The 23498-nt window shown below is 43.9% G+C and carries 21 protein-coding genes and 1 tRNA gene; 18 read left to right on the forward strand and 4 right to left on the reverse strand.

What is annotated here, in order from left to right:
* Nucleotides 1-12: 12 nt before the first annotated feature.
* A complete protein-coding gene (gene asd / locus QT716_RS10245; RefSeq protein WP_317935951.1) occupies nucleotides 13-813 on the reverse strand; it encodes an archaetidylserine decarboxylase in 801 nt (266 codons plus the stop codon).
* Between the two features lie 44 nt (nucleotides 814-857).
* Between asd and pssA the strand changes: the two genes are divergently transcribed.
* The 4 genes from pssA to recQ all read left to right on the forward strand — a co-directional run bounded on the left by pssA (nucleotide 858) and on the right by recQ (nucleotide 3996).
* Complete coding sequence (gene pssA / locus QT716_RS10250; protein WP_317935952.1) at nucleotides 858-1391, forward strand: CDP-diacylglycerol--serine O-phosphatidyltransferase; 534 nt, start codon at nucleotides 858-860, stop codon at nucleotides 1389-1391.
* A gap of 102 nt (nucleotides 1392-1493) precedes the next feature.
* Nucleotides 1494-1584 (forward strand) — tRNA-Ser (locus QT716_RS10255).
* Nucleotides 1585-1709: 125 nt separating this feature from the next.
* Complete coding sequence (locus tag QT716_RS10260; protein ID WP_317935953.1) at nucleotides 1710-2153, forward strand: hemerythrin domain-containing protein; 444 nt, start codon at nucleotides 1710-1712, stop codon at nucleotides 2151-2153.
* A gap of 70 nt (nucleotides 2154-2223) precedes the next feature.
* Nucleotides 2224-3996: a DNA helicase RecQ gene (gene recQ / locus QT716_RS10265; protein ID WP_317935954.1), complete on the forward strand. Its 1773-nt coding sequence runs from the start codon at nucleotides 2224-2226 to the stop codon at nucleotides 3994-3996.
* 71 nt (nucleotides 3997-4067) lie between these two features.
* Here recQ and QT716_RS10270 read toward each other — a convergent pair whose 3' ends face one another.
* Complete coding sequence (locus QT716_RS10270) at nucleotides 4068-5219, reverse strand: MFS transporter (RefSeq protein ID WP_398293125.1); 1152 nt, start codon at nucleotides 5217-5219, stop codon at nucleotides 4068-4070.
* 204 nt (nucleotides 5220-5423) lie between these two features.
* Between QT716_RS10270 and QT716_RS10275 the strand changes: the two genes are divergently transcribed.
* The 3 genes from QT716_RS10275 (at nucleotide 5424) to argF (ending at nucleotide 8663) form a co-directional block, all read left to right on the forward strand.
* Nucleotides 5424-6410: a diaminopimelate dehydrogenase gene (locus QT716_RS10275; RefSeq protein WP_317935955.1), complete on the forward strand. Its 987-nt coding sequence runs from the start codon at nucleotides 5424-5426 to the stop codon at nucleotides 6408-6410.
* Between the two features lie 75 nt (nucleotides 6411-6485).
* Nucleotides 6486-7574 carry a M42 family metallopeptidase gene (locus QT716_RS10280; protein WP_317935956.1) on the forward strand — a complete coding sequence of 363 codons (1089 nt, stop codon included), beginning with the start codon at nucleotides 6486-6488 and terminating at the stop codon, nucleotides 7572-7574.
* 129 nt (nucleotides 7575-7703) lie between these two features.
* Nucleotides 7704-8663 carry an ornithine carbamoyltransferase gene (gene argF / locus QT716_RS10285; protein WP_317935957.1) on the forward strand — a complete coding sequence of 320 codons (960 nt, stop codon included), beginning with the start codon at nucleotides 7704-7706 and terminating at the stop codon, nucleotides 8661-8663.
* Between the two features lie 79 nt (nucleotides 8664-8742).
* Here the strand turns inward: argF and sspI are convergent, their stop codons facing one another.
* Complete coding sequence (sspI, locus tag QT716_RS10290; protein ID WP_317935958.1) at nucleotides 8743-8955, reverse strand: small acid-soluble spore protein SspI; 213 nt, start codon at nucleotides 8953-8955, stop codon at nucleotides 8743-8745.
* A 95-nt stretch (nucleotides 8956-9050) separates the two neighbouring features.
* Between sspI and QT716_RS10295 the strand changes: the two genes are divergently transcribed.
* From QT716_RS10295 to QT716_RS10310, 4 genes are all read left to right on the forward strand, one after another.
* Complete coding sequence (locus QT716_RS10295; RefSeq protein WP_317935959.1) at nucleotides 9051-9815, forward strand: TrmH family RNA methyltransferase; 765 nt, start codon at nucleotides 9051-9053, stop codon at nucleotides 9813-9815.
* 532 nt (nucleotides 9816-10347) lie between these two features.
* A complete protein-coding gene (gene pheS, locus QT716_RS10300) occupies nucleotides 10348-11385 on the forward strand; it encodes a phenylalanine--tRNA ligase subunit alpha (RefSeq protein ID WP_317935960.1) in 1038 nt (345 codons plus the stop codon).
* A 12-nt stretch (nucleotides 11386-11397) separates the two neighbouring features.
* Complete coding sequence (gene pheT, locus QT716_RS10305; RefSeq protein WP_317935961.1) at nucleotides 11398-13809, forward strand: phenylalanine--tRNA ligase subunit beta; 2412 nt, start codon at nucleotides 11398-11400, stop codon at nucleotides 13807-13809.
* Between the two features lie 8 nt (nucleotides 13810-13817).
* Nucleotides 13818-14030: a hypothetical protein gene (locus QT716_RS10310; RefSeq protein WP_317935962.1), complete on the forward strand. Its 213-nt coding sequence runs from the start codon at nucleotides 13818-13820 to the stop codon at nucleotides 14028-14030.
* Nucleotides 14031-14254: 224 nt separating this feature from the next.
* Here QT716_RS10310 and rnhC read toward each other — a convergent pair whose 3' ends face one another.
* Nucleotides 14255-15193 carry a ribonuclease HIII gene (gene rnhC / locus QT716_RS10315; RefSeq protein ID WP_317935963.1) on the reverse strand — a complete coding sequence of 313 codons (939 nt, stop codon included), beginning with the start codon at nucleotides 15191-15193 and terminating at the stop codon, nucleotides 14255-14257.
* 155 nt (nucleotides 15194-15348) lie between these two features.
* On the opposite strand from rnhC, the gene zapA reads away from it, so the two are divergent.
* From zapA to QT716_RS10350, 7 genes are all read left to right on the forward strand, one after another.
* A complete protein-coding gene (gene zapA / locus QT716_RS10320; protein ID WP_398293134.1) occupies nucleotides 15349-15615 on the forward strand; it encodes a cell division protein ZapA in 267 nt (88 codons plus the stop codon).
* Nucleotides 15616-15624: 9 nt separating this feature from the next.
* Nucleotides 15625-16164 (forward strand): CvpA family protein, encoded by a 540-nt coding sequence (locus QT716_RS10325; protein ID WP_317935965.1) that lies wholly within the window; start codon nucleotides 15625-15627, stop codon nucleotides 16162-16164.
* A gap of 75 nt (nucleotides 16165-16239) precedes the next feature.
* Entirely contained in the window at nucleotides 16240-17946 is a 1707-nt protein-coding gene (gene polX, locus QT716_RS10330; protein WP_317935966.1) for a DNA polymerase/3'-5' exonuclease PolX, read from the forward strand.
* Between the two features lie 13 nt (nucleotides 17947-17959).
* Complete coding sequence (locus QT716_RS10335; protein ID WP_317936024.1) at nucleotides 17960-20320, forward strand: endonuclease MutS2; 2361 nt, start codon at nucleotides 17960-17962, stop codon at nucleotides 20318-20320.
* Between the two features lie 75 nt (nucleotides 20321-20395).
* Nucleotides 20396-20809, forward strand: coding sequence for a DUF350 domain-containing protein (locus tag QT716_RS10340; protein WP_317935967.1), 414 nt, complete (start codon nucleotides 20396-20398; stop codon nucleotides 20807-20809).
* Nucleotides 20810-21048: 239 nt separating this feature from the next.
* Nucleotides 21049-22743, forward strand: a complete 1695-nt coding sequence (locus QT716_RS10345) for an AMP-binding protein (protein WP_317935968.1) — start codon at nucleotides 21049-21051, stop codon at nucleotides 22741-22743.
* 91 nt (nucleotides 22744-22834) lie between these two features.
* A complete protein-coding gene (locus tag QT716_RS10350; RefSeq protein WP_317936025.1) occupies nucleotides 22835-23416 on the forward strand; it encodes a TetR/AcrR family transcriptional regulator in 582 nt (193 codons plus the stop codon).
* Nucleotides 23417-23498: the final 82 nt, after the last annotated feature.

Here is a 23498-nt window from a genome sequence, read left to right on the forward strand (position 1 = left end):
ATCCCTCTTTTGTCAGTTCTTTGATGACTGTCTATTTGGATGCCACTGGCCGATTGTTTCCCCGACTTGAATGTTGCCTTTAATATCAGAAGCTGGTGAAAACGACGAATCTCCTGCAATGAAAAGTAAAATTGTAGATCCGAATGAAAAGTACCCAAAGTCTTCTCCTTTACACGCCTCTTTGGATGCAGAGTAGAGATGTACGGAGTTTACATTCAATGCACCTACTTTGACAAGTGCCAATTTGTCATATGCTGTGGAAATTTCCGTAATAAGTCGATAATTCGTTTCGAAAGGTTTGTCTCCATATGTAAGTCCCATAGTATTCACAGGGTAAGATGAACTCCCGAGTGCGTAGCGTGATGTAATTGTTCCGTCCGCGGGGTAGTGAAAATGATGATAATCAGCGGGTGATAAGTAGAAAACATAGTACCAGCCGTTTTTATAATCAGATGCCCTCTTTTCATCCATGAATATTTGATTTATACTATACGTATGACCTTTTATTGTAAATTGATGTCCGTCTTCCACACGACCGTAAGAACTTAAGTGTCCGTCGGATGGGGAGACGAGTACTTCTTGGGCCGTATTAAAAGGGCGTGCTTCAGGTTTTAGTTTACGTGTAAAAAAGTCTTGCAGACTTTCATAATGCTCCTTCGGATACTCCATGCTGGATTCGTCGATTTGGTAGAATTTAGAATACATGTTTACGAGTGATTTGCTTGCACGTGACTCTGCAGCATACCGAAGCATTTTGGATGCGATAGGATTTCCCGTCAATTCAACGAACGTTTTCAATAGTTTCTTTTTCATATGAATCACCGTCTTTACTAGTATAGATGATAAGGAGGTTTGTGATGTTTTCTTTTAGATATATTGATTATACTAAAGTTAAAGCGCAATTGGCGAATGCAATTACTTTAGTCAACTTAAGTTTTGGGGTTATTGCCCTGATCTTAATCTCGAAAGACCTTTCACATATGAGTCTGGTCTTCATTTTTCTAGCTGCCTTATTCGATCGATTTGACGGTATGACTGCACGTCATTTCCATACAGAATCCGCTTTCGGTAAAGAGCTGGATTCCCTCAGTGATATTATTTCTTTCGGTATTGCACCAGCACTTTTAATCTATCACTCCGCGTTGTCTGATATGTTGTGGGTTGGAATTGCAGCGGTCATTATTTATATTGCATGCGGCGCTGTACGACTTGCTCGTTATAATGTTGAAGAGTTCGACGGAGTGTTCCGTGGAGTTCCAATTACTGCGGCGGGTGTTATTTTAACAGCTTTATATTTTGCAATTCCGTATGTTGGTGCACCATATCTTGTTATTGCCATGCTTGTTCTTTCATGGGCGATGGTCAGCAACTTTAAAATTTCAAAAGTTTAATAGTAGGCCTCTTCACTAACCGTTTCTATATGAAATGTTAGGGGAGAGGCTTTTAATTGAAGAGGCTGCATACATATGATATACTTTTTTTCGTTAAAAAATGGAGGCGTACCCAAGAGGCTGAAGGGGGCTGACTCGAAATCAGCTAGGGCGTGCAAGCGTCGCGGGGGTTCAAATCCTCTCGCCTCCGCCATACATATCGTAAAACCGTCTTCGTAAATGTGCGAGGCGGTTTTTTTACTACAAATGATGGTGTCCGGTTCGTTTCATTCTATGTGTAAATCTGCTATTCTAAGAGTAGTGAATATACGAAAAGGGATGATTAAAATGGCTGGACCTGCTTTGAAACAATTACACTCTCATCGGGCAATCCATGAAGGGGGTCTTTCGGGCGCAATCGGGAAGACGGAAATGCTGATTGACTTTCTTCAACAAGGAGATCAGAAAAATGCGGAGCGCGCTGCAAATGATTTAGTCGACTACTGGAAGACTCGTGTCATTAGTCATGCAGATGCGGAAGAAGAAGGATTTTATCTTGAAATCGTCAATGAAGACCCTTCGATGGACAAGTCAATTACACAGCTGACCCGTGATCATGATTTAATACGCATTATTGTACGTGATATTGAAGAACTTAGGGAAACAGAAGGAATCAGTCCTACTGTTCTGCAGAAATTCTATGCGCTGCTAGTTGTAAACGAAATCCATAGCCGAGAAGAAGAGAGACTGCTATTTATTGAGAATGCTTCAAAAAGCGAATAATCATCAAATCAATTAAAGGCACGTCATTCGACAAAAGAATGACGTGTTTCCAATGAAAGGAGGCCATTAAATGATGCGTCAAGCACTTGAGGTGCTCTCGGAAAAGTTCGGATATACATCCTTTCGAACGGGACAAGAGCAAGTCATCCAGCATGTAATGGATGGACAGGATGCACTCTGTGTCATGCCGACAGGTGGAGGAAAATCACTGTGTTATCAAGTTCCGGCGATGCTTCTTGAAGGAACGGTCCTCGTCATTTCCCCACTTATCTCTTTAATGAAAGATCAGGTAGATGCCCTCTGGCAGCTTGGCATTCCAGCTGCCTACATCAATAGCACATTATCGACTGAAGAGTACTTTGGTACACTTGAAAACGCCATTGCAGGTCATTATCGTCTTCTCTACATTGCACCTGAACGACTGGAGTCTGAGTCTTTTCTGCGCGAACTGAAACGCATGACGGTCCCTATGATTGCAATTGACGAAGCCCATTGTATTTCTCAATGGGGACACGATTTCAGACCAAGTTACCGCAACATTAGCCGGGTATTGAATTGTTTCGATGATAAACCTGTCTTACTTGCATTAACTGCAACGGCTACTCCGAACGTTCGGGAGGATATCCGGATCCAACTTGGAATCCCGCAAGAACAAACTGTGATGACCGGATTTGAACGTGCGAACCTTGTATTTACAGTTATCAAAGGTGAAAACCGAGAAAAGTTCATCAAAGAGTATGTGGAAAAAAACAAAGGTGAGGCTGGAATTATCTATGCAGCTACTCGGAAAGCGGTTGAAAGTATTTCGGACTTACTTAGACGTTCAGGATATGAAGTGGCGAAATACCATGGCGGCATGTCAGATATTGAGCGAGGTCAAGAGCAAGAACGCTTTTTAAATGATGAAGCCACGGTAATGGTTGCGACCAACGCTTTCGGTATGGGTATTGATAAATCGAACATCCGATACGTCATTCATTATCAGATGCCGAAAAATATGGAGAGCTATTATCAAGAAGCAGGACGTGCCGGACGGGATGGTCTTGACAGTGATTGTGTACTTCTGTTCGCATCACAAGATATTCAGACACAGCGGTTTCTAATTGACCAATCGTTGGATACTTCGCGTATCCCTGCTGAACTTGAAAAGCTGCAAGGCATGATCGATTATTGTCATACGGAAAACTGTCTGCAACAATATATCGTGACCTATTTTGGCGAGAAAGACGCGCCTAAGTGTGGTCGATGTGCGAATTGTACAGATACACGGGAACAGATGGATGTCACATTAGAAGCCCAAAAAGTGCTGTCGTGTGTGATTCGTATGGGACAGCGGTTTGGTAAGACGATGATTGCACAAGTGCTCACAGGCTCCAGGAACAAAAAGCTGTTGGACTTTAAATTTAATGAGTTGACGACATACGGGTTATTGAAGGAGAAGAATGCCAAGGAAGTTTCGGATTTCATCGAGTTTCTGATCTCAGCAAACTGTCTGCAAGTGGAGAACGGACAGTTTCCTACAATCCGGGTAGCAGAACGCGGCAGGGAAGTGCTGCTTGGCAATGATAAAATTCTGCGTAAAGGTTCGTTCGTATCGAAACAGCTTACAGAGAACGATCCGCTGTTCGAACAGCTTCGTCAATTGAGGCGTACGCTTGCTCAAGAGGCTGGTGTTCCGCCGTTTGTCGTGTTCTCAGATAAGACGCTGAAAGATATGGCTATGAAGAAGCCTGCGACATCCGCAGAGTTTTTAGATGTGGTGGGGGTAGGTCAAACGAAGCTGGAGATTTATGGAGAAGCGTTCATAGAGGAAATCCAAGCTTTTCAGCTTCAGGAAATTTGAATTTCTTTAAAGCTTTCAGAATACGAAAAGCGACGTCACATTATAGACGTCGCTTTTTTCAATCGATGTAACTATCGGCTAACTACTGTCTGTTTTTTAAATAATCCATAGATCGTGAAAGCTGCGACGAACAGCAAAAGAACACCCGTAAACATGAATGCACCTTGAGAACTCAAATTCAATGCGCCGATAGTGTACGATCCTGCGACAACGCCCATTGAGAAAAATGCATAGAAATAACCGTATGCTTTACCGCGATAGGCAGCCTCGGATGAATCGATGAGCAATGAGTTGATGGAAGGGAAAAGAAACGCGAATCCAACGCCGTATACCGCCATTGTTCCGTACAGGCTTCCCAATTCATCTGCCCGGCTTAGAAGCAACATACTAGCGCCCATTAAAGAAATTCCGAATGCTAATGTAATCATCGGTTTAACATGGTCAAAAATACGGTTGATCGGCAATAGAAATACAAGGATTGCGACAATCCCGAATGTACTTAAAAGTGTCCCGGTTGTTTTGGTGTCAAAGCCCAATGCTTCGACTTTCAATGGGAGGATCAATGCTAATACACCTTGAGAAAACATCAGGAAAAATGCACCAGCAAAGGCACGCTGGATACCTGGGTGACGGAACATGGAGCCTACCATTTTTTCTTTCGGTTTGTCATTTGGTTTTTTGACGCGTTTCACAGATCGTAATAGTAAAAACGCTAAAATCGCCAAAATAAGCATAATGACACCATTTACAAACATGATGGAAGGAGTACTTACTTTAGATGCAACAATACCGCTATAAGCGGGACCTGCTATCGCAGCCATTCCAACAAATGCTCCTGAAATTGCAACACTTTTCCCGCGTTTTTCAGGCTCAGCCCGATTGGCCAGGAATGTAAATGCAGCAGGGATGATCAAACCGTTCGTAAATCCGTGCGCGAAACGGACTGCTACAAGCAGCCAAGCAGCATGGACCGTGGAATAGAGCGTCAGCGCAAATGCGTTCGTCAATAGTCCAATCAGTAAAATGATGAACGGCCCTCTTTTATCTGTAACAAACCCCGAGATAACATTTCCGAACACATTCGCAAGTGAGTATGTACCAACAACTAGTCCAGCCACAAATGTGGAAGCGCCAAGTGACAATGCAAATGGACTCATAATAGGCAGCTGTGAAAACAAATCAAAAAAAGAAAAGAAAACGATTAAATAAACAAAGAATCGCATACATACGCCTCGTTTCAAGAATTCAATAACCCTATTTATTTTAACATGATGATGTTTTAAATCAATGAACTCGGCAGTTAGGGTCTGAAAAACATTGGAATGTGTGACAAATTTGTTGAAAGTCTAAATTGAAAGAAAAAAATAGCAATCTCATCGAAGAAACTGTAAAATGACGAATAGTCAAACAAAAAAGGGGAATGAGACATGGGAGAAAAAATGAGAATCGGAATCGCCGGTTACGGAAATCTTGGCAAAGGCGTTGAATACGCGATTTCCCAACAACCTGATATGGAATTAGTCGGGATTTTCACTCGCAGAGATCCGAGTACCTTACACCCTATAGGAGAAAAGGTTACGGTCTATCCACTTGCAGACGCAGATCAGTATGTACATGACATTGACGTCATGATTCTATGTGGCGGATCACGTGCAGACTTACCTGAACAAGGACCAGCACTTGCAAAATTGTTCACGACAGTCGACAGTTTCGATACACATGCAAAAATCCCTGATTATTTCGCTGCGCTTGATGAAGCAGCTTCAGCTGCCGGGACAACTGCTGTTCTTTCGGTAGGTTGGGATCCAGGTTTGTTTTCAGTGAATCGTTTGTATGGAGAGTCAGTTCTCGCTGACGGGGCAACTTACACGTTCTGGGGGAAAGGCCTGAGCCAAGGTCATTCTGATGCAGTCCGCCGTATTCCAGGTGTTCAGAATGCTGTCCAGTACACAATTCCTTCTGAAGATGCGATGGCAAAAGTCCGTGCGGGTGAACAGCCGGAACTGACGACAAGTGAAAAACATACTCGCGAATGCTACGTAGTTCTAGAAGCGGACGCCGATGCGGCGGTTGTCGAAGAAACGATTTGTACAATGCCGGATTATTTCGCTGACTATTCAACCACCGTGAATTTCATCTCAGAAAAAGAACTTCAAGAAAAACATAGTGCGATGCCACATGGCGGATTCGTCATTCGCAGCGGTAAGACTGGAGAAAACACGAACCAAGTGATGGAATACTCGTTAAAACTGGATAGCAATCCTGAATTCACGTCAAGTGTTTTAACCGCGTATGCGCGCGCTGCACACAAATTATCAGTGTCAGGACAGCATGGTGCAAAGACTGTGTTCGACATTGCACCTGGTCTGCTTTCACCTAAAGATCCAGCCGAGCTCCGCAAAGAATTATTGTGAGAATGCACTGGATACTTTGAATACACCGGAACTTGTACTATACTAATAACAACTTTACTTAGGGGGTCGAAAGATTTGGTTAAAATGGACGACACGCTGCAAATGCTTAAAGAATTAACAGATGCAAAGGGAACAGGTGGAAACGAACGGGAACCCCGTGACGTGATGAAAAAATATATCGAGCCATTTGCTGACGAAATTGACCAAGACGGTCTAGGTTCACTTATCGCAAAACATACAGGCGATGCAGACGGTCCAAAAGTTATGGTCGCGGGTCACCTTGACGAAGTCGGCTTCATGATTTCACGTATTGACGATAAAGGATATTTAAGCTTCCAAACAATTGGCGGCTGGTGGTCACAAGTCATGCTTGCCCAACGTGTGACAATCGTGACGCGTAAAGGCGATTCAATTACAGGAATTATCGGATCTAAACCACCGCACATTCTGCCTGCTGAAGTGCGTAACAAACCTGTCGACATTAAAGATATGTTCATCGATATCGGGGCAGAGTCACGTGAACAAGCAATGGAATGGGGCGTAACACCTGGGGATATGGTAGTTCCTTATTTCGAATTCACAGTGATGAACAATGAAAAGTACTTGCTTGCAAAAGCTTGGGATAACCGCATTGGCTGCGCAATTGCGATCGATGTCATGAAAGAACTGAACAAACAAGGACATCCGAATACGCTGTTCAGCGTTGGTGCTGTTCAAGAAGAGGTTGGCTTGCGTGGTGCTGGAACAGCAGCAGCAAAAATCAAGCCTGACATCGGTATTGCAGTGGACGTAGGTATTGCCGGTGATACACCAGGAGTTACTGCAAAAGAAGCTGCTGCGAAAATGGGAGATGGCCCGCAAGTCATTCTCTACGACGCATCAATGGTTGGCCATAAAGGCTTACGTGATTTCGTTGTCGACATTGCAGAAGAAAACAAGATTCCTTATCAGTTCGATTCCATGTCAGGCGGCGGAACAGATGCTGGATCCATCCATTTGAGCGGCAATGGTGTACCGTCGATTGCAATTACAGTTGCAACTCGCTATATCCATAGTAATGCTGCTATGCTACATCGTGATGACTACGAAAATGCTGTTAAACTCATTGTAGAAGTGATTAAAAAGCTGGATCGTGAAGCGGTTAATAAGATTACTTTTGAATAAGTAGGGAAGAGACAGACCAGATGAGGTCTGTCTTTTTTAATTTCACGTTATGTATAAAAATACAGTTGACTTTATTATTATTCATATTTATACTGTGAATAACCAATTTTATTCATGGAGGATGATTTTATGACGAGCGCATTCGAACTCAAACTTATAGAGAAGCAATTGAAGGGTAAAGACTTTCTTGAAATTGAAGATTTCACATTTGAGGAACTTGACTACATGCTGGAAAAAGCAGCAAAAATGAAGAAAGACTTTCTTGCAGGGGCATCTTCGAATGCGCTCGAAGGGAAAACATTAGGGATGGTTTTTGAAAAAAACTCTACACGTACACGAATCTCGTTTGACGTGGGGATGTTTCAATTAGGCGGTCATTCGCTAATGATGAATCCAAACGAACTCCAAATTGGCCGAGGTGAGTCAATTGCAGATACAGCAAAAGTCTTCTCGGAATTTCTTGATGGTGTGATGATTCGCGCAAATTCTCATGAAATGGTTCAAGAATTTGCGGATAATGCATCGATACCAGTCATTAATGGACTTACGGATAAATTCCATCCATGCCAGGCGTTGGCGGATTTGTTGACGATTCAAGAAGTTAAAGGGAACTTGTCAGGTCTGAAATTATCCTATATTGGAGATGGGAATAATGTCGCGCACTCGCTGCTGATGGCGGCTGCAAAAATGGGGATCCATACTGTGATTGCAACTCCTGTCGGCTATGAAATGGATGATGAAATTGCAAAAAGAATCGGCAAAGCGGCAGCACATTCACATGTTACATTCACACAGACGACCGATCCGGTAGTTGCTGCGAAAAATGCAGATATTTTATATACGGATGTTTGGGTAAGTATGGGGGATGATGAGCAACAAGAGCAGCGCCTAGCAGATTTCGAAGGATTTGAGATTAACGATGAACTCGCTTCGCATGCAAATTCAGACTATACGTTTATGCATTGCTTACCTGCCCATCGTGCTCAAGAAGTATCTGCTTCAGTCATTGACGGAGACCACTCCGTTGTATTTCATCAAGCTGGAAATCGCATGCATGCTCAAAAGGCTCTGTTGGCTTCATTATTGTAAATCAACTTGCAGAATAACACGGAACAAAAAAGGATCGTGATGCACCTTCGAGGTGCATTCCGATCCTTTTTTAGTTGGATTATTGCGCAGCAAATGCCTGCTCAAGTTCCCCTGTAATCTTCATCTTTTCCTGATCATCTGCGCGTTGCCACAATTTCTCGAAAAACACGCCTAAGCCAGGAAGCAGATGCTCTTCGCCGCGCTGAATTGCGTCATCCACAACTCCGCGAATATCTTGCGACTTGTTATCGGTCATATTAGCCGTGATCGCATCTCTGATTTGAAAATTCATTCATCTGACCTCCTTTCTGCGTACATGAGATAAGTATCGCCAAGTGCACGTGTCTTTGATACACTAAAAAGAAAAAAAGGAAGTTATCCTACCCTATGAAACGAATAGAATCTACACAAAACGCACTAGTAAAGCATTGGAAAAAGCTTGTAACCACACGGAAAGAACGTGAACGCTCCGAAGAATTCATTGTGGAAGGCCATCATTTAGTCGAAGAAGCGTTAAAAATAGAAGGATCTGTGCTGCACATCATGTTTCGTGAAGATGTTGAAATTCCGTTCGAATTGGAAGAGTCATCAGTACAAGTCATTGAAATGACGAAAGCAGTGGCTGCTGAAATTTCTGAGACGGAGCACCCGCAAGGAATCTTTGCTCATTGCAAACAGCCGATCCCTTCAGAAGATGCTTATCCTTCATGGAATCGTTTGTTAATGATTGACGCGGTTCAAGACCCGGGCAACATTGGAACAATGATCCGGACAGCAGACGCTGCTGGAATGGATGCTGTCATTCTTGGGAAAGGCTGTGCAGATCCGTTTAACCCGAAAACCGTTCGTTCAGGACAAGGTTCCCATTTCCACATTCCAATCGTAAAAGGTGAACTAAGCGATTGGGTAGATCGTGCGAAAGACGGCGGCCTTCAAGTGATTGGAACAGGTCTTCAACAAGCTCAAGATCATTTCACAGTAGAAGCAACTTCTTCTTTTGCGTTAATCGTTGGAAACGAAGGCGCTGGCGTTTCGGATGAATTTCTTGCTAAGGCGGATACGATTGTAAAGATTCCGATGTATGGGAAAGCGGAATCTTTGAACGTCGCGGTTGCTGCGGGCATCCTGTTGTACACATACGCACGCCGTTAAGCTGTTCAAGTATTGAAGTGTGATGCGGATTCCGCTATACTAATGGAGTATACAAGCACGACAAATGTAAAAGTGTTGACCGGGAAGAGGCAGCAGAATAGTAGATGCTAGGGAATCCATACCTTGACTGGAAGTATGGATCATCGAAACTGTTACCGTTCACCCCGCGAGCTGCCGTCAGGACCAGCAGATTGCTTGCTGTAAAGATGTGCCGGCTACGGACCGTTATTCCGAAGTTGAGAGATCATGTGCAATACTGGCATGATAATCAGGGTGGTACCGCGAATTCGTCCTCGTCCCTATTTTAGGGGACGAGTTTTTTATTTTGTTAAGCTATGTTGCAACGGGGTTGATTTGCGCTTCAGGCGGACGCTTTCCTAGGGGCTTGATTTCAGCTTCCTCGGCGCTTCGCTTCTGCGGGGTCTTCGATCTTCGCTGATCCCTCAGAAGTCGTCGCCTTCCGCTCCAATCAACGGTGTAGATCTACCATAAACCGTTCATTCAACAAAGCTATTTTGAAAGGGGAATGACAATGGAGCAGCAGCTGGAACAGTTAAAACAAGAAGCACTGCAGAAAATTGAAGCCGCAGCGTCAGTGAAAGAACTGAATGACGTGCGTGTTGCATATTTAGGAAAAAAAGGACCGATTACGGACCTTCTTAAAGGAATGGGGAAACTCCCGGCAGACGAACGTCCAAAAATGGGCGCGCTCGTCAATGTTGTGCGTGAAACCGTAACGACTTCGCTTGAAGAAAAAATGGAATTGCTCGAGCAGCAAGCCGTTAATGAAAAACTTGAAAAAGAAACAATCGACATTTCACTTCCAGGCAGACCCGTTAAACTCGGTAATCATCATCCATTGACGCGTGTCGTTGAGGAAATCGAAGACTTCTTCATCAGCATGGGATACGAAGTCGCTGAAGGTCCCGAAGTTGAACAAGACTACTTTAACTTCGAAGCGTTGAACCTTCCAAAAGGTCACCCAGCACGCGACATGCAAGATTCATTCTACATTACTGAAGACGTATTGCTTCGTACACATACCTCTCCAGTTCAAGCACGTACAATGGCTGCCAAAAAAGGTGAGCCGATTAAAATCATTTGTCCAGGTAAAGTGTACCGCCGTGATAATGATGACGCGACGCATTCACATCAATTTACTCAAATCGAAGGACTAGTGGTTGGTGAAGACATTCGTATGAGTGACTTGAAAGGAACACTTTCTTTGTTTGCAAAAAAGATGTTCGGAGAAGAGCGCGAGATTCGTCTTCGTCCAAGTTTCTTCCCGTTCACTGAGCCATCAGTGGAAATGGATATTTCTTGCTTTAAATGTGGCGGGTCAGGATGTAACGTTTGTAAGAAAACGGGCTGGATTGAAATTTTAGGTGCAGGAATGGTGCACCCGAATGTACTGGAAATGGCAGGATATGATCCGACAGTATTTACTGGTTTCGCATTCGGAATGGGACCTGAACGAATTGCGATGCTGAAATATGGCGTTGAAGACATTCGTCATTTCTTTACGAACGATATGAGATTCATTTCACAATTTAACCGCACAGAAGTGTAAGGAGGAGAACCCATGTACGTTTCAACTAAATGGTTAGAAAACTATGTAGATACAAAAGGTATCGCACCTGCGGATCTTGCTGAAAAGATTACACGTGCGGGAATTGAAGTCGATTCAATTATCGATCGTTCTGAAGGATTGACGAACATCGTCGTTGGACATGTAGAGTCATGTGAAAAGCATCCAGAGGCCGACAAATTGAATATTTGCCAAGTTAATGTTGGTGAAGAAACCGTTCAAATTATTTGTGGTGCTCCGAACGTAGCTGCAGGACAAAACATTATCGCCGCTCTGCCGGGCGCAAAATTGCCAGGCGGCATGAAGATTAAGAAAGCAAAACTTCGCGGAGAAGTATCAAACGGTATGATTTGTTCACTTCAAGAGCTGGGTGTAGAAGGTAAAACTGTTGCTAAAGCTTACGCTGAAGGAATTTATGTACTACCTGAAGATGCTGTTCCTGGAACAGATGCGCTTTCTGTCATCGGTTTAGACGACGTTATTCTGGAATTCGACTTAACGCCGAACCGCTCGGATGCATTGAGTATGTTAGGAGTTGCGTATGAAGTCGGCGCGATTTTATCTGAAGAAGTTAACCTACCGAAGATTGAATATACAGCTTCTGCAGAAAGAGCGCAGGATGTATTATCACTGAAGGTTGAAGCAGTGGAAGACAATCCGATGTATGTAGCAAAAGTCGTGAAAAACGTCCAAGTTGCGGAATCTCCGCTTTGGCTTCAAAACTATTTGATGGCTGCAGGTGTGCGTCCGCACAACAACGTGGTCGACATTACGAATTTCGTATTGCTTGAATACGGTCAGCCGCTGCATGCGTTCGATTACGATCGTTTGGCGACAAAAGAAATCGTTGTCCGTCACGCTGTTGAAGGTGAAAAAATGACAACTTTGGACGATGTAGAGCGTACTTTGCATGCGGATCAGCTTGTCATCACAAATGGCAAAGAGCCTGTAGCACTCGCGGGAGTTATGGGCGGAGCGAATTCTGAAGTACATGACGGAACAACGACCGTTGTGATTGAATCCGCATACTTTGCTCCAGCATCTGTACGAAAAACTTCTAAGGAAGTAGGCTTGCGCAGTGATGCGAGTACACGTTTTGAAAAAGGCGTAGACCCGAATCGAGTGGCAGAAGCAGCAGAACGTGCAGCGCAACTTATGGCTGAACTTGCTGGCGGAGAAGTGTTGGCTGGATCAGTCCAATTCGATCAGTTGGACAAAGGATCAGTTCGCATTATCTTGTCACCGGATTACGTGAATCAGCGTCTAGGAATGAAGATTCCAATGGACGAAATGGTTACGATTTTAGAACGTCTCCAAATCCCTGTAGAAGCAGCGAATGGCCAATTGGTCGTAGACGCGCCTACACGCAGACAAGATTTGCGCATTAAAGAGGATTTGATAGAAGAAATTGCACGCCTTTATGGGTACGATGAAATCCCAATGACACTGCCTGTCGGCGAGAGTGTTCCAGGAGGATTAAACAGTTCCCAAGAAAAACGCCGGCTCGTTCGTCGTTATTTAGAGAGTGCTGGATTGTATCAAGCGATTACGTACTCACTAACTTCCCGTGCGGAATCCCAAAGCTTTGCACTGGAGACAGCACCAGTGACTGAACTGCTGATGCCAATGAGTGAAGACCGCAGCGTATTGCGTCAAAGTTTGCTTCCGCATTTGTTGGATGCGACGACGTATAACGTGGCGCGACGCATTGACACGGTTTCATTATATGAGACGGGTTCCGTGTTCTTAGGGACACAAGAAGATGGATTACCGAAAGAAGTCGGTCATGTTGCCGCTGTTATTACAGGCAAGTGGGTCGACCATGCGTGGCAGCAAGAAAATAAGAAAGTCGACTTCTTTGTGATGAAGGGAATCGTCGAAGGAATGATGGAGACTCTTGGGTTAACAGAGAGAGTGACCTATGCGAAGGCGACACACGATGGCTTGCATCCTGGCAGAACTGCGGATGTCTTATTGAATGGTAAAGTTGTCGGTGTGCTTGGTCAATTGCACCCATCTGAACAGAAGAAACGTGATTTGAAAGAAACGTATGTAATGGAGATGAATATGTCTCGTTTGCTCGCAGAACAGACGGAAGCGTTAGTATATGCGCAAGTTCCACGCTATCCATCGATGTCTCGTGATATTGCGCTTGTTGTTTCTAAAGAAGTATCAGCTGGAAGCTTGATCGAAATCATTCAAGATGCTGGCGGTAAGTTATTGAAAGATGTCGCGGTCTTCGATTTGTACGGAGGAGACAAAGTGGAAGAGGGAACGAAATCGCTTGCGTTCTCATTGAAGTATTTCGATGCGGAGCGGACGCTGACTGACGAAGAAGTGGTCACACGTCACGATAAGGTGCTTGCAGCATTGAAGGAGAAATCCGGAGCTGTGTTACGAGGATAATTGGCAGAATGAAAAGCAGAGGGAAATCTGGCGGATGCCGGTTTTCCCCCTGCTTTTTTGTATTGGAGTGGAAGAATGGCGGTTCAGGTTTGTCGGGAATCCGTTCAATCGTGTGGGAAAGTGATCAAGCGGGTGGGGAATCCGCTCAAGCGAGCGTGGAAAGTGATCAAGCTGGTGGGGACGGCAACCCGCCCGATTTGAAGCGCAACCCGCCCGGATAATGCGGGAACCCGATCATTCCGGTGAGGTACCCGCCCGATTGAAGGTTCAACCCGCCCGATTCCTCGGACTAAGCGCCCGATTCCTCGGACTAAGCGCTCGATCTCCTCGGACTAAGCGCCCGATCCCCCGAGCTAAGCGCTCAATTACCTACGCCAAGTCCTAAAAACCCCTGGGCCACAAACACACAACCCCTCAGACAACCAGCCCAACTCATCCCACCAACTCAACCACGCTTCTTAGCAGCCAAAGCGGCCGCCTTCTTCGCATTCGCAAAATGCCATTTCGTCATCGATCGTAAAAACGGCTCGCCTTTCGCCAGCAGGATTGAAGCGGCGGTTTCATCCACTTTCTTACTCGCGCCTTTCGGGAGTGTGCGGCCCGCTAACCCGCTCAATCGATCCATTTCATCCAGAAACGCAACGCGCGCGATAATGGAAGCTGCCGCAACCGCAACATGTAACCCTTCCGCTTTCGTCGCGAACAACACATTCTCGCGAACTATTTCAGGTTCGTTTTTCAAATGATTATAATACACACCGCGCTCTGCAAATTGATCGATTAAAATATAATCCGGACGTTCGTCATCCATTTTCCGTAACACGTGGCGAATTGCTTGGTTGTGCAGCAACGCTTTAATCTTTCCTTGTGACCAACCTTTTGCTTGCACGCGATTGTATTTTTCATTCTCCAGCGTAAGAACACTGTATGTTAGCACAGACTTTAAATCAGGAGCGATAGTTCGCATATAAGGATCTGTTAACAATTTCGAATCTTTCACTCCAAGCTCTGCTAGTAAAGGAATCTGATCAGCACGCACAAAACAAGCGCATACCGTGACAGGTCCGAAAAAATCGCCTGTGCCGGTTTCATCTGATCCAATTACAGATAGAGTTTCCAGCCTTTCAGGGAGAGGAGTGCTTTTTACAGTAGGTTTTTTACCAGCAGCACTGGAAACTTCCGCAGAACCCCATTTCGAAGCCTCTTCTTCAGCACTGCCTCCTTGAAATAGAACCTTGCCAGAGCGATACGCTGTAATTGAAGCTTTCGCTGTCTTCGCAGCAAATACAACACCTGGAGCATTCCGTTTCACTTCATCACTCGCATAATACGATTTCAGTGCTTTCAATTGTTCAGCAGACATCATAAGTACAGTATTCGCCATTCAATTCTTCCTTTCTATCTAGACGTGAAGATCGTATTTGGTTAGTATACCTTGTATAAGGGAAAGCACAAAAATGAACGGCTAGCAATGCCTTTGTTCACAAAACTTCCATTTTCGTGGTATGATTAACTTCATAGTTTTTTCGGCAGGAGGTTATGGCAGTGGGAGAAGAAAAAAAGACACGCATCACGGTTGATATATACGGTCAGACGTATACGATTGTCGGAACTGATTCATCTGCACACGTTCGGCAAGTCGCAACACTTGTCGATGATCGAATGCGGGAAATTCGTGGTATGAATCCATACTTGGATACGACTAAAGTTGCTGTGTTAACAGCTGTCAATAGTGTGCACGATTACTTGAAGTTGCAAGCTGAAAAAGAATTGTTAGAACAAGAATTGAAAAAGTTGAAGGGTTGACGGCTGCTCATGTTAGATATCATAATATTGTTTTTGTTACTCGGTGGACTGATTACAGGATTTAGAAGAGGACTGCTTGTACAAGTCTTACATATGACTGGTTTTATCATTTCGTTTGTCGTTGCGTATACGTACTACAAACAGCTCGCAGACAAATTTGTACTATGGATTCCCTATCCTGGAGTTACCGCAGAATCCAAGTTGAGTTGGTCATTCGGTGAATTGGATTTGGACCAGACATTCTACAGACTGCTGGCATTTTTACTTATTTTCTTTGTGGTGAAGTTTTTACTTCAACTCATTGTCTCCATGTTTGACTTCTTGAAACACCTGCCTGTCCTTGGATTCATTTCACGTTTCTTCGGCGCAGCATTAGGATTTGTGGAGTTTTACGTGATTATTTTATTACTCATCAGTTTCTTAGCGTTACTGCCGATTGAATTCATTCAAAAATTGATCGATTCATCACTGCTCTCTAAAACGATGTTTGAACACACACCTGTGATCTCAAGCGCGGTTAAAGAATGGTGGTACGTCTATACTAAATAAGGCTGAGCGGCTTCCCCCTAGCAGGTGGGAAGCTTTTGTTCAGTCAGGGCATTGAACAACGAGGAGGTTTTTAGGATGAACAAAAAAGTGATCATACAAACACTCGAAAAAATAGCACTCTATATGGAATTATTAGGAGAAAATCATTTCAAGGTAGGAGCCTTCCGGAAGGCTGCAAACGTTCTTGAACAAGATCCGCGAAGCCTTGCAGAAATGGATGATATCTTAAGTTTGAAGGGAATCGGTAAAGGGACTGGCGCTGTCATTGAAGATTTGCTTGAAAAAGGCGAATCCAATTTGCTGCTGGAACTGCAGGAAACCGTTCCAGCAGGTATGATTCCACTGCTCGAAATACCAGGTCTTGGCGGAAAACGAATCGCAAAGCTCCATGAAGCACTCGGAATCGACTCTGTAGAATCGCTTAAAGCTGCTTGTGAAACCAATGAGGTCAGTAAACTTTCAGGGTTCGGTAAAAAAACGGAAGAAAAATTATTGAGCGAGATCCAACAGCTATCTGAACGGAAAACGTCATTTCCACTGTGGCAAATGGTAGGCTTAGTCGGACAGGTCGAACCGATTTTGGATGAAATCGAAGAGATCAGTAAATATTCCGTAGCGGGCAGTTACCGCAGAACAAAGGAACAAAGCAGCGACATGGATTTCATCCTAGTCACTGATACACCTTCCATTGTCCGTGATAAATTACTAAACTTGCTGCCTGTTAAAGAGACAATTGCGGCAGGGGATGCAAAGCTATCAGTCACGTTAGAACTGGATGACCTGATTGACGTCGACTTCCGATTTGTCACAGATGCTCAATATGCGAGTGCACTGCATCACTTCACAGGATCGAAAGACCACAATGTAAAAATGCGTCAGCTTGCTAAATCGCGTGGAGAAAAGATTAGTGAGTATGGCGTTGAGCAAGAAGACGGCACTGTCTTGACATTCGAGTCTGAAGAAGACTTTTTCGCTCATTTCGACTTGCCTTTCATACAGCCGAACTTGCGTCAAAATGGAAGAGAACTCGATCGCCTTAAGGAGTTAGACGGATTAGTAACACTGAGCGATATTCGCGGAGATTTCCACATGCATACCACAGCTTCAGACGGCGGGTACTCCATCCGTGAAATGGCGGACGCGTGTCGTGCCCGCGGCTATTCGCACATGGTCATTACCGACCATTCGCACTATTTGAAAGTCGCAAATGGGTTAACTCCTGAACGTTTACTTAGTCAATTGAAAGAAATCCGTGAAATTAACGAAGAGTACACAGATATAGAAATCTTCAGCGGCACGGAAATGGACATATTACCTGACGGAACACTCGATTTTGACGATGATGTACTAGCGCAGTTAGATTTCGTCATCGCATCCATCCATTCAAGCTTTAATAAGTCACAAGAGAAAATTATGGAAAGATTGCATTCTGCGATGAAAAATCCACATGTCGATATGATCGCCCATCCAACGGGCCGCATCATCGGAAAACGGGAAGGCTATAATCCCGATGTACCACAACTGATTAAATGGGCAGCACAGTATGGAAAACTATTAGAGTTAAACGCAAGTCCATATCGTTTGGATTTGGACAAAGAGTATTTGGAAATGGCCCAAGAAGCGGGCGTGTCCATCGCCATCAATACCGATGCCCACGCAACTGAGCAACTCGAAGTCATGTCGATTGGAGTTGCCTATGCTCAGAAGGCATGGCTGAAAAAAGATACCGTTGTCAATACATGGTCACTCGACCGTTTTAAACGGGAAATCGTCGATAAGTGAAAGGAAGGGATCCATATTGGATTCACGCGTACTGAAAACACTCGAATTTGATAAAGTCCTAGCACTGGCTGCACAACAATGTACGTTCCCTGCCGGCCGTGCTGAAATGGAAAAACTAAAGCCGAACACTGATTTTGCGACAGTCGAACGTCTGCTTCAAGAGACAGACGAAGGTCTCGCTATCCTGCGGGTCCGCGGGAATGTCCCGATGGGTGGAATAACAGATATCCGTCCACACGCGAGACGTGCCCAAATCGGCGGGACATTAAGCGCTCAAGAACTGATGGAAACGGCATCTACCATTCGTGCTAGCCGGATATTCCGCCAGTTCATAGAAGGTGTCGTGCAAGACGAGGAAGTGGAAATTCCACTATTCGTTGACATCAAAGATAACTTGCCAATCGTGACAGGTCTAGAGCACGAAATCAATGCCGCCATCGATGAAAATGGTCGAGTATTGGATAGCGCTTCAAGCGCACTTCGTTCAGTCCGACAAAGTCTTCGGATTCAAGAAGGCAGAGTACGGGAAAAATTAGAAAGTATCATCCGTGGACGCAATGCAGCTAAAATGCTGTCAGATACCATCATCACGATGCGAAACGATCGATACGTAATTCCGGTGAAGTCGGAATACCGCAGCCATTACGGCGGTGTCATTCATGACTCTTCTTCTTCAGGCCAAACGGTTTACATTGAGCCAGATGCAGTCGTTCAAGCGAACAATGAGATCCGAACGCTGAAATCACGTGAAAAAGAAGAAATCGATAAAATTTTGCGGGAGCTATCAGCAAAAGTTCAAGAATATGCCCATGATTTATTTGTATTGGTGGACCAGCTCGTTGCGGTCGATGTCATTTTAGCGAAAGCGAAATACGGTCAAGCCAATCGGTGTACGAAACCTGCAGTTAACCAAGAAGGGTATATGCGACTTGCTAAAGCGAGACATCCATTGCTTCCCATTGAAGAAGCGGTTGCTAATACAATTGAATTTGGAGACGACATTACAACAATCGTCATTACAGGACCGAATACAGGAGGTAAAACCGTTACATTGAAAACGGTTGGGCTGTGTACGTTAATGGCACAAGCTGGATTGCCAATTCCTGTGCTGGACGGTTCTGAGATCGCTGTATTCGGATCCGTATTTGCTGATATTGGGGATGAACAATCGATTGAACAAAGTCTCAGTACGTTTTCATCTCACATGGTCAATATTGTCGACATCCTCAAAAACTTCGATCAGGATTCCCTGATCATATTTGACGAGCTAGGATCGGGTACGGATCCTCAAGAGGGAGCGGCACTTGCCATCTCCATTTTGGATGAAGTGCACGGCACTGGTGCAAGAGTTATGGCAACAACACATTATCCAGAGTTGAAAGCTTATAGTTACAATCGTGAAGGTGTTGCAAACGCGAGTGTGGAGTTCAACGTAGACACGTTAAGTCCAACATATCGCTTGCTGATTGGTGTACCCGGTCGAAGTAATGCGTTTGAAATTTCAAAGCGACTTGGACTAGGAGATCATTTAATAGAACGCGCGAAGTCCTTTACAGGAACGGACCGCGGTGAAGTGGATTCAATGATTGCTTCACTTGAATCGAGTCGGGTTCAGTCTGAAAAAGATGCCGAAGCAACACATGCATTGCTATTGGAAACAGAGACGCTGAAAAAAGAACTTGCCGAAAAGCTCGCTGAAAACGAAAGCATGCAATCTCGTTTGGAAGAAAAAGCGAAGGAGAAAGCGAAGAAGATTGTAGAAGAAGCACGGCTTGAATCTGAAGCCATCATTTCAGATCTCCGAGCGCTGCGTATGACTGCAGGGGCTTCTGTAAAAGAACATGAACTGATCGAAGCACGAAAGCGACTTGAAAATGCTTCACCAAAAGAAGCCCAGAAAAAAGCGCCGAAAGCAAAAGCTGCTCCGCGGCCGCTTCAAGTTGGCGATGAAGTGAAAGTGTTAAGTTATGGTCAAAAAGGGACGTTGATTGACAAAGTATCCGATACGGAATGGGTTGTACAGATTGGAATCTTGAAGATGAAACTCGAGCAATCGGGACTCGAGTTTGTGAAACCTGAAAAAGAAAAGAAAATGGTGGCTTCGACTGCAATTCGCGGGCGGGATCAGCATGTAAAAATGGAGCTCGATTTGCGGGGAGAGCGCTACGAAGATGCAATCCGCAGAACAGAAAAGTATTTGGATGACGCGTTATTATCCAATTACCATCAAGTGTCAATCATTCACGGAAAAGGAACAGGAGCGCTTCGACAAGGCATTCAAACCTATTTAAAAAAGCATTCCCGTGTGAAGAATTTCCGTTTTGGTGATGCTGGTGAAGGCGGGATGGGTGTGACTGTCGTCGAGTTGAAATAACTTACTCTGAAAGTGAAACCTTTTTGAACTTCATCCGTACTCGTTAGGATATCATCGAAAAGGGGCCAGCGACTTATGTCTAACACTGATTTTTGGAATCATCCTTTAGTAGAAACAACGGGCTATTTCAGTACAGTTGTACTTTGTCTTATTGTCTCAATGGTCATCTTTGAGATTGTAACGAAGTACAAGAACTGGGAAGAAATAAAAAAAGGAAACCTTGCTGTTGCCTTTGCCACAGGCGGAAAAATATTCGGTGTCGCAAATATTTTCAGATATTCAATCGAACAACATAATTCGCTTCCACAAATGATCGGGTGGGGAATGTTCGGATTTACTTTACTCATCTTTGCATACGTGCTGTTTGAGTTCTTGACACCCATGTTTAAAGTGGATGAAGAAATTGCTCAAGATAATCGTTCCGTTGGATTTATTTCAATGGTGATTTCAATAGGTCTGTCTTTTGTTATCGGCGCAAGCATATCATAAAAGACATTCAGTAGGAGACGATCTATCAAATGGAAAAACTAGCTAAAATCTTACTCGCACTCTGTGTGGTATTCATCGCCATAGGTATTTGGTGGATGTTTAAACAAACCCCGTAACCATCTAGGTTTCGGGGTTTCAATTTCCTATAATAACAGACATTGTAAACGCATTCATTTTTCGTTATACTTAGTAAAGAATGAATATTCTATGAATATACTATTGAAAAGGAGGCTGTTATGATGACGAACAAACCTTGGCTTTCTCAATATCCGTCAGAAATTCCTGCAAAAGTGGATTATGAACCGATCCCGCTGCAAGAGTTTTTGACGCGTTCTGCATCGAAGTATCCACAAAAAACATCGATGCACTTTTTAGGTAAAGATGTAACGTATCAGGAATTTTATGGTTCTGCATTAAAATTTGCGAATTATTTACAAAAACTAGGCATTGGAAAAGGCGACCGCGTGGCAATTATGCTGCCAAATTGTCCGCAGAATGCAATTGCGTATTACGGAATCCTATACGCGGGCGGAATAGTAGTACAAACGAATCCCTTGTACACAGAGCGTGAAGTTTCTTATCTTATGTCCGATTCCGGTGCAAAAGCCATTATAACTCTCGATTTATTATTCCCTAGAGTGTCGTCCATCATGAAAGAAACAAAATTAGAAAATATTATTGTTACGAGCATTAAAGACTTTTTACCATTCCCGAAAAATCTACTTTATCCATTTGTTCAAAAGAAAGAGAATGGAATTGTCGTAAAGGTCGAGCATCGTGGTGTGCATCATCTATATACAGAGATTATGAAGTCTGCACAAGCAGAGCCGATTCCATTAGATTTTAATTTTGACGAAGATCTTGCCTTGCTGCAATACACTGGAGGCACGACGGGTCCGCCTAAAGGTGTGATGCTCACACACAAAAACCTGATTGCGAACGCTGCAATGTGTAATGCATGGCTTTATAAAGCGAAAGAGGGAGAAGAAGTCTACATGGGAATTCTGCCATTCTTCCATGTATACGGAATGACGACCGTGCTGATCGTTTCCGTCATGTCCGCAAACAAGATGGTACTCATTCCTAAGTTCGATTTTAAAACGGCGCTCAAAGAAATCGATAAGCAAAAGCCGACTCTCTTTCCCGGGGCTCCAACAATCTATATCGGATTGCTTAACCATCCCGATGTTGGAAAGTACGATTTATCCTCCATAAAAGCATGTTTGAGTGGTTCTGCTGCACTGCCGATAGATGTTCAGGAGAAGTTCGAAAAAGTGACAGGCGGCAAACTTGTTGAAGGATACGGACTTACTGAAACATCACCAGTGGCTATTGCGAACTTTGTTTGGGAAGGTCAGCGGAAGCGGGGCTCGATCGGTGTTCCTTGGCCGAATACAGATGTTGCGATTTTACCGCCTGACTCGTCAGTAAACATGAAAACTGGAGAAGTTGGCGAGATTGCTATTAAAGGGCCTCAAGTGATGAGAGGTTATTGGAATCGGCCGGAAGAAACGGACGAAAGCTTCAGAGATGGCTGGTTCTTAACTGGAGACTTAGGCTATATGGACGAAGATGGGTTCTTCTATGTTGTGGATCGGAAGAAAGATATGATTATTGCAAGCGGGTTTAACATTTCACCTCGTGAAGTAGAAGAAGTGTTATATGAAAATGATGCCATTCAAGAATGTGTCGTTGCCGGAATTCCTGATCCATACCGAGGCGAGACAGTGAAAGCCTATATCGTCTTGAAAGAAGGTAAATCGGTTACAGAAGAAGAATTAGATAAGTATTGCCGAGCGAATATGGCTTCTTTTAAAATTCCGCGTATTTACGAATTCAGAGACGAATTGCCGAAGACTGCTGTGGGTAAAATTTTACGAAGAGCATTGGTCGATGAAGAGAAAAAGAAAGCCGAACAGAAGCTTACTTCTTAACTAAAATGCTTGACTATTAACTTAATAGGAATTAATATGAAAATATGAATGAACCATCATTCATATTTTCTTTTTATGGTGGTGAGAAAAACTGAAGCGTGAAAAACCGAAATATAAAAAAATAGTCGATGCAGCTGTATCTATTATTGCACAAAACGGGTACCATCAAGCACAAGTTTCGAAAATTGCTAAAGAGGCGGGAGTCGCAGACGGTACAATCTATTTGTACTTTAAAAACAAAGAAGACATCCTAATCTCGGTATTTCAAGAAAAGATGGCAGTATTTGTAGACTACGTAAAAGAAATTCTCGACATGGATCTGCCAACTTCAGAAAAACTTTTTAAAATGATTGAAAACCATTTTAGAGTGTTAAGTGAAGATCATAATTTGGCGATCGTCACTCAGCTGGAACTGCGGCAATCGAGCAAAGAATTGCGTTTTCGTATTAACGAGGTGTTGAAAGAATACTTAGGTCTCCTCGATGCATTGCTGCGTGAGGGGATAGAAAACGGGGAATTTTCACCTGACCTTGACATCCGTCTCGCAAGACAAATGGTTTTCGGCACAATCGATGAGACATCAACATCGTGGGTCATGAACGACCAAAAGTACAACCTGCAAGAACTGGCTCCGAGAGTCCACAAACTACTACTCTCTGGCATGAAGGGGTGACTGCCAGTCATTGAGCATTTTAAACTAAATTGTCGCAACAAAGTGGTAAATCTTTATTTTTAAGAAACTATTGTGCTATCAT

Source organism: Sporosarcina aquimarina (assembly GCF_033253705.1).
Classification (GTDB): Bacteria; Bacillota; Bacilli; order Bacillales_A; family Planococcaceae; genus Sporosarcina; species Sporosarcina aquimarina.